The organism is Paraburkholderia polaris (assembly GCF_012927345.1).
GTDB classification, from domain to species: Bacteria; Pseudomonadota; Gammaproteobacteria; order Burkholderiales; family Burkholderiaceae; genus Paraburkholderia; species Paraburkholderia polaris.
On the sequence record NZ_JABBGJ010000094.1, the window covers coordinates 1 to 11,034 of the forward strand.

General features: G+C 60.9%; 12 protein-coding genes. All 12 read left to right on the forward strand.

Annotation, left to right across the window (positions count from 1 at the left end; translation table 11 throughout):
• Positions 1-244 (forward strand): IS66 family transposase (locus HHL24_RS42385; protein WP_169491204.1); only part of this gene is annotated, 244 nt, incomplete at its 5' end.
• Between the two features lie 314 nt (positions 245-558).
• Positions 559-2,049: a 2-hydroxymuconic semialdehyde dehydrogenase gene (locus tag HHL24_RS42390; RefSeq protein WP_169491205.1), complete on the forward strand. Its 1,491-nt coding sequence runs from the start codon at positions 559-561 to the stop codon at positions 2,047-2,049.
• Positions 2,046-2,867 (forward strand): 2-keto-4-pentenoate hydratase, encoded by an 822-nt coding sequence (gene mhpD / locus HHL24_RS42395; RefSeq protein WP_169491206.1) that lies wholly within the window; start codon positions 2,046-2,048, stop codon positions 2,865-2,867. The genes HHL24_RS42390 and mhpD overlap by 4 nt, the downstream gene beginning before the upstream one ends.
• A gap of 11 nt (positions 2,868-2,878) precedes the next feature.
• Positions 2,879-3,823 carry an acetaldehyde dehydrogenase (acetylating) gene (locus HHL24_RS42400; protein ID WP_169491207.1) on the forward strand — a complete coding sequence of 315 codons (945 nt, stop codon included), beginning with the start codon at positions 2,879-2,881 and terminating at the stop codon, positions 3,821-3,823.
• A 25-nt stretch (positions 3,824-3,848) separates the two neighbouring features.
• Positions 3,849-4,892: a 4-hydroxy-2-oxovalerate aldolase gene (gene dmpG, locus HHL24_RS42405; RefSeq protein ID WP_169491208.1), complete on the forward strand. Its 1,044-nt coding sequence runs from the start codon at positions 3,849-3,851 to the stop codon at positions 4,890-4,892.
• Positions 4,889-5,662 (forward strand): 2-keto-4-pentenoate hydratase, encoded by a 774-nt coding sequence (locus tag HHL24_RS42410; protein WP_169491209.1) that lies wholly within the window; start codon positions 4,889-4,891, stop codon positions 5,660-5,662. The genes dmpG and HHL24_RS42410 overlap by 4 nt, the downstream gene beginning before the upstream one ends.
• Positions 5,659-6,090, forward strand: a complete 432-nt coding sequence (locus HHL24_RS42415; RefSeq protein ID WP_169491210.1) for a RidA family protein — start codon at positions 5,659-5,661, stop codon at positions 6,088-6,090. The genes HHL24_RS42410 and HHL24_RS42415 overlap by 4 nt, the downstream gene beginning before the upstream one ends.
• A gap of 32 nt (positions 6,091-6,122) precedes the next feature.
• Entirely contained in the window at positions 6,123-6,647 is a 525-nt protein-coding gene (locus HHL24_RS42420; protein ID WP_169491211.1) for a 3-hydroxyanthranilate 3,4-dioxygenase, read from the forward strand.
• A 15-nt stretch (positions 6,648-6,662) separates the two neighbouring features.
• Complete coding sequence (locus HHL24_RS42425; protein ID WP_169491212.1) at positions 6,663-7,685, forward strand: amidohydrolase family protein; 1,023 nt, start codon at positions 6,663-6,665, stop codon at positions 7,683-7,685.
• A 64-nt stretch (positions 7,686-7,749) separates the two neighbouring features.
• The gene (kynU, locus tag HHL24_RS42430) at positions 7,750-8,979 is read left to right on the forward strand and encodes a kynureninase (protein WP_169491213.1); all 1,230 of its coding nucleotides are present in this window, start codon (positions 7,750-7,752) and stop codon (positions 8,977-8,979) included.
• A gap of 238 nt (positions 8,980-9,217) precedes the next feature.
• A complete protein-coding gene (locus tag HHL24_RS42435; protein WP_169491214.1) occupies positions 9,218-10,618 on the forward strand; it encodes an amino acid permease in 1,401 nt (466 codons plus the stop codon).
• A 240-nt stretch (positions 10,619-10,858) separates the two neighbouring features.
• Positions 10,859-11,034, forward strand: a 176-nt coding sequence (locus HHL24_RS44460; RefSeq protein WP_230417815.1) for a DUF6444 domain-containing protein, incomplete at its 3' end; no start/stop codon positions are given.

The following is an 11,034-nucleotide window of genomic DNA, read 5'->3' on the forward strand; positions in this document are numbered from 1 at the left end:
GGTGTGGCGCTTCATTGCCGATCACCGGGTACCGTTCGACAACAACCAGGCCGAACGCGATATCCGCATGCCCAAGCTCAAACAGAAAATCTCAGGGTGTTTCCGTGCGGTATCAGGCATGGAAGCGTTCTGCACGATCCGCTCCTACCTTGCCAGTCTGCGCAAACAGAACCGTTCGCTGATCGATGCGCTGGCTTTGGGCTTCGCCGGATTCGTCGTTTCGCCGCTTCCGGCTGCTGAATAGTTACGCGGCGGCAAAGAAAGTAAGTGCCTGCCCCGCACAGGGGCGAACGCTAATAAACCACTAACAATTCAAGGAAAGGCCAACGCCACAGGCAAACAGACAAAGCGCCGCGCAGGCAAAAAAACCAGGCAAAGGCCACCAAAACCAGGCAAAGGCCACCGCCGCAGCCCCACCACCATTGCCGCCGCCCAAGGCAAAAACCAAAACCCCCTCTGGTATTCCCCTTTAGCATACCCACCACCCAATCTTTGATTATCGCCCAGCGAGGCCCACCCTTAGACTCCTGCAAACACCTCAATCGAGCAGGAGACGTTGTGACCTTCACCCCGGCCGCCGCGCAGCGCGCTCAACCATTGCTTCGCCATTACATCAACGGCGAATTCATTGCGACCGCAACCACCTTCCCAAACATCAGCCCGGTCGACGGCAAACAACTCGCGCAAGTCTGCGAAGCCGAAGCCGCCACCGTCGACGCCGCTGTCCGCGCCGCAACCGCCGCCCAACGCGCCGGCTGGCGAACCACCAAACCGGCTGAACGCGCAGACTGGCTTCATAAAATCGCCGACGGCATAGAAGCCCGCTTCGACGATTTCGTCGCGGCAGAAGTGGCCGACACCGGTCGCCCACTCGAGCAAGCCCGCAAGCTCGACATCGCTCGCGGCATCGCGAACTTCCGCACCTTCGCCGATCTCATCCGCACCGCGAATAGCGAGTTCTTCGAAACGCACGCCGCGGACGGCAGCGAACTGATCAACTACGTCACGCGCAAACCACTCGGCGTGGTCGGCATCATCTCGCCGTGGAATCTGCCGTTGCTGTTGTTCACATGGAAAGTCGCGCCGGCCCTCGCAATGGGCAATTGCGTCGTCGCCAAACCCTCGGAAGAAACGCCCAGCTCGGCCACGCTGCTCGCCGAAGTCATGCACGACATCGGCCTGCCGCCCGGCGTGTTCAACCTGATCCACGGTCACGGGCCGAACGCGGCCGGCGAATTCCTCACGCGCCATCCGGACATCAGCGCGATCACGTTCACCGGTGAATCGCGTACCGGCAGCACGATCATGAAGACCGTCGCTGACGGCGTGAAGGAAATCTCGTTCGAGCTCGGCGGCAAGAACGCAGCCGTGGTGTTCGCCGATGCGGACTTCGACGCGGCCGTTGCTGGCGTGCTGAAGTCGAGTTTCACGAATGCGGGGCAAGTCTGCCTGTGCAGCGAACGCGTGTACGTCGAGCGGCCAATATTCGAGCGCTTCGTCGCTGCACTGAAGGAAAAAACCGAGGCGCTGCAGGTCGGCGCTCCCCACGATCCCGCTACCACAATGGGTCCGCTGATCTCGCGCGGTCATCGCGAGAAGGTGCTGTCGTATTTCCGCCTGGCGCTCGAAGAGGGCGCAACGGTCGTGACCGGCGGCAACGTTCCGCAATTCGGCGACGAGCGCGATCAGGGCGCGTTCGTGATGCCGACCATCTGGACCGGTCTGTCCGATGATGCACGCTGCGTCAAAGAAGAAATCTTTGGACCTGTGTGCCACATTGCGCCGTTCGATAGCGAAGACGAAGTGATCGGCCGCGTCAATGAAAGCGCCTACGGTCTCGCCGCAAGCATTTGGACGACGCAGCTCTCGCGCGGCCATCGCGTGGCGCGGCAGATCGAAACCGGCATCGTTTGGGTCAACGCCTGGTTCGTGCGCGATCTGCGCACACCGTTCGGCGGTACCAAGCTCTCGGGCATCGGTCGTGAAGGCGGGCGTCATTCGCTCGATTTCTATTCGGAACTGACCAACGTTTGCGTGAGGATCGCATGAGCGAGATCGACCTGAACGCCGCGCAGCATATCGCGTACGCGCTCTGGCAGGCGCAGCAGAACGGCACGCCGGTCGCGCCGGTGCGGGCTGCCATCGCGGAGCTCGGCGGCGATGCGCTCGAAGCCGCTTACGCGGTGCAGCGGTTGAACACCGAACGCAAGCTGGCGACCGGCCGGCGCCTCGTGGGCCGCAAGATCGGCCTCACGTCGAAAGCCGTGCAGGCACAACTCGGCGTCGATCAACCGGATTTCGGCATGTTATTCGACGATATGTCGATTGCCGACGGTGAAGAGATCCCGATGTCGCGCACGCAGCAGCCCAAAGTGGAAGCGGAGATCGCGCTGGTGCTCGCTCACGATCTGCCGCACGAACGGCATACGATTGCCGATCTGATCGGCGCAACGGCTTATGCGTTGCCCGCCATCGAGATCGTCGGCAGCCGGATTGCCAACTGGGATATCCGGTTGACGGACACCGTGGCCGACAACGCATCGAGCGGTCTGTTCGTGCTCGGTAATCGGCCCGTCAAGCTCGATGCTTTCGACGCGATCAACTGCGGCATGGTCATGGAACGGCGCGGCGATCAGGTGAGCGTCGGCGTCGGTGCGGCGTGCCTCGGCAATCCGTTCTACGCCGCGGTGTGGCTCGCCAACACGATGACACGTGTCGGTGCGCCGCTGAAAGCCGGCGACATCGTGCTCACCGGCGCGCTCGGGCCGATGGTCAGCGTCAATGCCGGCGACGTCTTCACCGCCCATATCGAAGGACTCGGCTCGGTGAGCGCGAGTTTTGCTCATCACGCGGAATCCGCATCGTGACCGGGAAAGCCATGCATCAAAAGCAAGACAAGCAGGCCGTCGCCATCATCGGCTCCGGCAACATCGGCACCGATCTGATGATCAAGGTGCTGCGTAATGCGAAGCACCTCGAAATGGGGGCAATGGTCGGCATCGATCCGGCTTCGGATGGTCTGGCGCGCGCCGAACGGCTCGGCGTGCCAACCACCGCGCAAGGGATCGATGGCCTCGTGAGCATGCCGAACTTCGGCGATATCCGCATCGCATTCGATGCAACCTCGGCAGGCGCACATCATCGCCATGCGGCCGTACTGCGCGAACACGGCGTTACCGTGATCGATCTGACGCCGGCCGCCATTGGGCCGTTCGTGGTGCCGGTGGTGAATCTTTTCGCGCATCTCGACGCGCCGAACCTGAACATGGTCACATGCGGCGGCCAGGCGACGATTCCAATCGTCCACGCGGTATCGCGCGTGGCGCCGGTGCGGTACGCGGAAATCGTCGCATCGATCGCCAGCCGCTCGGCAGGTCCGGGTACGCGCGCCAATATCGACGAATTCACCGAGACCACCTCGAAGGCGATCGAAACTGTCGGCGGGGCGGCGCGCGGCAAGGCGATCATCGTGCTCAATCCGGCCGAGCCGCCGTTGATGATGCGCGACACCGTCTACTGCCTGACCGAAGAAGACGCCGATACCGGGGAAATCGAAAGCTCGATTCACGCGATGGTCGCGGCGGTGGCGAGTTACGTGCCCGGCTATCGTCTGAAGCAGGCGGTCCAGTTCGACCGCTATACGGCGGAGAATCCGCTCGCCTTGCACGCGAACGAGCGCCGCGCGGGTCTGAAGGTGAGCGTGTTCCTTGAGGTGGAGGGCGCCGCGCACTATCTACCTTCCTATGCGGGGAATCTGGACATCATGACCTCGGCGGCGCTGGCCGCGGCCGAGCAGATCGCGGCAAACCGCGTGGCAGCGTAAGAGCAACACGCAAAGGAAAGACGCAATGACCGATAGCAACAAGAAAATCTACGTGTCGGACGTGACACTGCGCGACGGCATGCACGCGATTCGACACCAGTACTCGCTGAACGATGCGGTAGCGATCGCGCGAGCGCTCGATGAAGCCGGCGTCGACAGTATCGAAGTCGCGCACGGCGACGGCCTCTCCGGTTCGAGCTTCAACTACGGTTTCGGCGCCCACACCGATCTTGAATGGATCGAAGCGGTGGCCGCTACGGTGAAACGCGCGCAAGTGGCGACGCTGTTGCTGCCCGGCATCGGTACCGTCCACGATCTGCGGGCGGCGTACGACGCCGGCGCGCGCATCGTGCGGATCGCCACGCACTGCACCGAAGCGGATATCTCGAAGCAGCACATCGAATACGCGCGCTCGCTAGGCATGGACACAGTCGGCTTTCTGATGATGTCGCACATGACCACGCCCGATGCATTGGCGAAGCAGGCGAAGCTGATGGAAAGCTACGGCGCGCAATGTGTGTACGTGGTCGATTCAGGCGGCGCGTTGAATATGCGTGACGTCGCCGAACGTTTCGACGCCTTCAAGGCGGTGCTCGATCCGGCAACGCAAACGGGTATGCACGCGCACCACAATCTGTCGCTGGGCGTGGCAAATTCCGTGGTCGCGCTCGAACACGGTTGCGACCGCATCGATGCATCGCTGACCGGCATGGGAGCCGGCGCAGGCAACGCACCGCTCGAAGTGTTCATCGCCGCGGTAGACCGGATGAAGCTCAATCACGGTTGCGACGTGAAGCAGCTGATCGACGCCGCGGAAGATATCGTGCGTCCGTTGCAGGAGCGACCGGTGCGTGTGGATCGCGAAACTTTGGCGCTCGGTTATGCCGGCGTGTATTCGAGCTTCCTGCGTCATACGGAAGCGGCCGCAGCGAAATACGGCTTGCCGGCCTTCGACATCATGGTCGAGCTCGGCAAACGCCGCATGGTCGGTGGTCAGGAAGATATGATCGTCGACGTCGCGCTGGATATGCTGAAGGCACGCGAGCTCGCTCGGAAGGAGGCCGCATGATCGACCTCGACGCCATTGCGGAACGTATCGACGACGCCGCGCGCCACGCGGAACCGATCGCGCAACTCACCACGTCCACGCCGTTTTCGCTGGATGACGCGTACGGGATTCAGCGCGCGTCGATCGAGCGGCGCATTCATCGTGGCGAAAGCATGGTCGGCGTGAAGCTCGGCTTTACGAGCCGCGCGAAGATGATCCAGATGGGCGTCGATAGCCTGATCTGGGGCTGGCTCACCGATGCGATGCTCGATGAGGACGGTGGCCGCGTCGCGCTCGATCGCTTCATTCATCCGCGCGTTGAACCGGAAGTCTGCTTTCTGACGAGCCGTGAGATCGATCGTCCGCTGACCATGCTGGAAGCGTCGCGCTATCTGGAAGCGGTGGCCCCGGCGATGGAGATCATCGATTCGCGCTACCGCGATTTCAAATTCACGCTCGAGGATGTGGTCGCCGATAACTGTTCGTCAGCGGGGCTGGTGATCGGCCCGTGGACTCAACGCTTTGACGGTCTGCGCAATGCGGGCGTGACGATGCGCATCGACGGCCGCATCGTGCAGGCGGGTTCGACCGCGGCGATTCTCGGCGATCCGTTGCGCTCGATCGTGCAGGCCTCGCGCCTGATTGCGCAAAGCGGCCTTGTATTGCCCGCCGGGTCACTGATCATGGCGGGTGCCGCCACCGCCGCTCATCCGCTACCCGTCGATGCGCACGTGCATTGTGTCGTCAATGGCCTCGGCAGCACCGAATTCACAACCTATCGACTCTCATGACCAACGAACCGACCATTCAGGGGCGCGTGGTGCCCGGCAAAGCCAAACCGCGTGGCCGTTTTCCGCATGTGACGCGGGCGGGCGACTTCCTGTTCGTCTCCGGCACCAGCTCGCGTCGCCCGGACAATACGATTGCGGGCGCTTCAGCCGATGAGCTCGGCACTGTGCAACTCGACATTCGTGAGCAAACGCGCGTGGTGATCGAGAACATTCGCGATATTCTTCAGAGTGAAGGCGCGGACCTGTCGAACCTCGTCGAGATCTCATCGTTCCTCGTCAACATGAACGATTTCGGCGGCTATAACGCCGTGTACGGTGAGTATTTCGATGAAACCGGTCCGACACGCACGACGGTTGCCGTGCATCAATTGCCCCATCCGCATTTGTTGATCGAGATGAAGGCGATTGCGTACGCACCGAAAGAATAAACACGCGTAAAAAACTAACTTCAGAGACAGCCATGCTCACGTACGGCAAACCGTTCAATTTCCAGCGCTGGATCGACGATCACGCGCATCTGTTGAAGCCGCCCGTCGGCAATCAACAGGTGTGGCAAGACAGCGATTTTATCGTCACGGTGGTGGGTGGCCCGAACCACCGTACCGACTACCACGACGATCCGCTCGAGGAATTCTTCTATCAGTTGCGCGGCAACGCGTATCTGTATCTGTGGATCGACGGCCAGCGCGAGCGCGTCGATCTGAACGAAGGGGACGTGTTTCTGTTGCCGCCGCATGTGCGTCATTCGCCGCAACGGCCGGAAGCGGGCAGCGTCTGCCTCGTGATCGAGCGGCAACGCCCGCAAGGCGTGGTGGACGGCTTCGAATGGTATTGCGATGACTGCGGCCATCTCGTCCACCGCGTCGAGGTGCAACTGAAAAGCATCGTCAGCGATCTGCCACCGCTTTTCAACGCTTTCTATGCGTCGGAAGAGAAGCGCCGCTGCGCGCATTGTGGTCACGTCCACCCCGGCCGCGCCGTCTAAACAATCAGAATCACAATGACACTTCGAATCGACATGCATTCCCACTTCTTCCCGCCGATCGCGCGGGAAGAAGCCGCACGCCTCGACGCGGAACACGCGCCGTGGCTGAAGATCGACGCGGACGGCGAACGCGGCATGATCATGACCGGCGAGAAAAGCTTTCGCCCGGTGTATCGCGCGCTGTGGGATCCGGCCGCACGTATTGCTGAAATGGACGCACTCGGCGTCGACATCCAGTTGATGTGCGCGACGCCCGTAATGTTCGGCTATCGCTACGATGCGGCCGCCGCGCACGACTGGGCCGCGCGGATGAACGACCACGCGCTCGAACTCTGCGCGCATGCGCCGCAACGTCTGATGGCGCTCGCGCAAGTGCCGTTGCAGGACATCGACCTCGCGTGCCGGGAGGCAACGCGTGCTCATCGCGCAGGACATCGCGGCGTACAGATCGGCAATCACCTCGGCCCGCGCGATCTCGACGACGAACACCTGGTGACGTTTCTCACACACTGTGCGAACGACGGCATTCCGGTGCTCGTGCATCCGTGGGACATGATGACCGACGGCCGCATGAAGAAATGGATGCTGCCGTGGCTTGTCGCGATGCCGGCGGAAACGCAATTGAGCATGGTGTCGTTGATTTTGTCGGGCGCATTCGAGCGGATTCCAAAATCGCTGAAACTGTGCTTCGCGCATGGCGGCGGCAGCTTCGCGTTTTTGCTCGGCCGCGTGCAAAACGCGTGGGAGCAACGCGACATCGTGCGCGAGGATTGCCCCAATCCGCCAGTCTCGTATCTCGACCGCTTCTACGTGGATAGCGCGGTTTTCGACCAGGGGGCATTGCGCCTGCTGGTCGACACGATGGGCGAGGACCATGTACTGCTTGGCTCCGACTACCCGTTCCCGCTCGGCGAGCAGAAGATCGGCGATCTGGTCGCGCATCATCCACAACTGAGCGACAGGGCGAAGGCGAAGATCCTCGGCGCCAACGCTCAGCGCTTTTTCGATTTGCCCACGACAGTCGCGCATGCGGTTTAAACAGACTTAAAGCACACGCCACCGACTTTGCAATTGCAATCAGAACACACAGGAAATTAGCCAGATGATCACCCGGGAACACTGCGCCGCGCTGGACGCTGCCGATACCTTGGCCCACTGCCGCGCGCGCTTCGATCTGCCCGCCGACACGATTTACCTCGACGGCAACTCGCTGGGCGCGATGCCTGCGAATGTGCCCGCGCGCATCGAACAGGCCCTGAAGCAGGAATGGGCACACGGGTTGATCCGCTCATGGAATGACGCCGACTGGTATCCGGCGCCGCAGCGCACCGGCAATAAGATCGCCACGCTGATCGGCGCGGGGCAGGACGAAGTGATTGTCGCCGATTCAACCTCGGTGAATCTGTTCAAGGTGCTGGTCGCGGGTACGCGCATGCGTCCGGGCCGCAACGTGATCCTCGCCGAGCGGACCAATTTTCCGACTGACGTGTATATCGCTTCGAGCGTGGCCGAGATGACGGGTTGCGAGCTGCGTTGCGTCGATCCGGACGACATCGTCGCGGCAATCGACGATACCGTGGCGATTGTGTCGCTCACGCACGTCAACTACAAAACCGGTAAACGCTACGACATGGAAGCGGTGACGCGTCAGGCGCACGAAGCCGGCGCGTTGATCGTGTGGGACCTCTGTCATTCGGCGGGTGCGATGCCGGTGAGCCTGAATCGCTGTGACGCTGACTTCGCGGTGGGCTGCGGCTACAAGTATCTGAACGGCGGTCCGGGCGCGCCGGCGTTTGTGTTCGTCGCGTCGCGCCATATTGAAGCGGTGCGTCAACCGCTGACGGGTTGGCACGGCCATTCGAAACCGTTCGAGTTTACCCACGACTACGCGCCGCATCCGGGCATTGACCGCATGTTGACCGGTACCGCGCCGCAACTCGGCGTCATCGCACTGGAGAGTGCGCTGGAAGCATTCGATGGCGTCGATCTCGACGTGCTGCGCGACAAGAGTGTGGCGCTCGGCAATCTGTTTATCGAACTGACCGATCAGGAGTTGAAGGGCCTCGGTTGCACGCTCGCGTCGCCGCGCGACGCCGAGCAGCGCGGCAGCCAGGTATCGCTTGGCCACGCGCAAGGCTACGCGATCATGCAGGCGCTGATTGCGCGCAACGTGATCGGCGACTTCCGCGCGCCGGACATTCTGCGCTTCGGTTTTGCGCCGCTGTATGTGCGCTATGTGGATATCTGGGACACCATCGCCGAACTCAAGGACATCATCGCAACCGGCGCATGGAATACCGAGGAGTTCAAAGCACGCAAATCGGTGACGTGAGCGGTGACTTAAGTGGTGGCCTGAGCGATGACCTAAGCGGTGATGGGCGTTGCGACTTAAGCCATGACCTAAGCCATGACCTAAGCAGTGACCCGCGCGGCGACCCAGGTCGTGACAGAACCGCGTCGAATGAATGAGTACGCAAGCGCTGCGATTTCGAGCACTACAAGTAAGACGACAAGGCGATACCGGCGGCTGAGTCCCTGCACGCAGCCGCATCCCAGGAGGAGACACAAAGATGACGCAAGAGCAGCGAGGCTTCGACACGATTGTCGAACGCGAGAAGGGGTTGCACCGTGGGCTATCGACGGGGCAGTTATCGATGATTGCGATTGGCGGCGCGATCGGCACAGGCCTGTTTCTCGGCAGCGGATTCGCGATCGGCTTTGCCGGTCCGAGCGTGCTGGTGAGCTATGCGATTGGCGCGCTGATTGCGCTGCTGTTGATGGGGTGTCTCGCGGAGATGACCGTGGCGCATCCGACCTCGGGATCATTCGGTGCGTATGCCGAGCACTACATAGCGCCGTGGGCGGGATTTCTGGTGCGCTATGCGTACTGGTCGTCGATTGTGTTTGCGGTCGGCACCGAGGTGACGGCGATTGCCGTGTACATGAAGTACTGGTTTCCTGCCGTACCTGGCTGGTATTGGATCGTGGGGTTCTCTGCGGCGCTGATCGGAATTAATTCGGTGAGCGTGAAAGTATTCGGCGCGGTCGAGTATGTGTTTTCGATGTTGAAGATCGTTGCGATTGTCGGTTTCATTTTGCTGGGCGCCTATGTCGTGTTCGGCGCGCCGGCGAGTTCGGGGATCGGTTTTGCCAATTACACGTCACACGGTGGCTTCTTTCCGAAGGGTGTGTGGGGCATGTGGGTGGCGGTGATCGTATCGATTTTCAGCTATCTGAGCATCGAGATGATTGCGGTGGCGGCAGGCGAGGCGCGCGATCCGCAGAAGGCGATTACGCGGGCATTTCGCGCGACGATGTTCCGGTTGGTGTTCTTTTATTTGTTGACGTTGGCGCTGATGCTGGCGATCGTTCCATGGAATGCGGCGGGTACGGATGAGAGCCCGTTCGTGCGGGTGATGGCGGCGACGCATGTGCCTGGGGCGGCGGGTGTCATTAATTTTGTGATTCTGGTGGCGGCGTTGTCGGCGATGAATAGCCAGCTCTATATCACGACGCGGATGATGTTCAGTTTGTCGCGGGCGGGGTATGCGCCGCGGCGCCTGGGGGCTTTGAATAGTAAAGGAGTTCCGGTTGCTGCGCTTTGGCTTTCGACGATTGGGATTGCGTTGGCTACTGTGCTGAATGTGATTTATCCGGATGCTTCGTTTGTGTTGATGATGTCTGTTTCCATGTTTGGTGCCATGTTCACGTGGCTGATGATTTTTGTTACGCATTTCTTTTTTCGCCATCAGCATAAGGGTATGCCGCTGGCGTTCAGGATGTGGGGGTATCCGGTTACTTCTCTGCTTGGCGCAGGGCTGATGGTGAGTGCTTTGGTCACTACGTGGTTTACGCGGGAGTTTCGGATGACTTTGGTGATTGGTGTGCCGTTTGTTGTCGCGTTGCTGGTTGTTTATTTTGTTTGGTATCGGGGGAGGGGTGTTGAGGTGGTTCATACTGAGCTGGCGTGATGGGTTTTTTGCCTGCGCTTGTTCGTTTGGTTTGCCTGCGGCGGTGGGATTTTCTTGTGCTGTTTGCCTGCGCGGCGCTTTCTGTCTGTTTGCTTATGGCTTTGGCCTTTCCTTGAATTGTTAGTGGTCTATTAGCGTTCGCCCCTGTGCGGGGCAGGCACTTACTTTCTTTGCCGCCGCGTAACTATTCAGCGCTTGTAAACTGCAGCCAGGCTGTGCATAGTGAAGGACATGACGAAGATGCCTGATTTCAAAGACCTCACACACGAACAGAAGGACGCGCTCATCGTTGATCTCGTGAAGCGTCTGAACGCGCTCGAAGCGAAACTCGAGAAGAACAGTCGTAACTCCAGCAAGCCGCCCTCAAGCGATGGGCCCGGGCGCAAGCCGAAGTCGTTGCGCGGCACGAGCGGGGC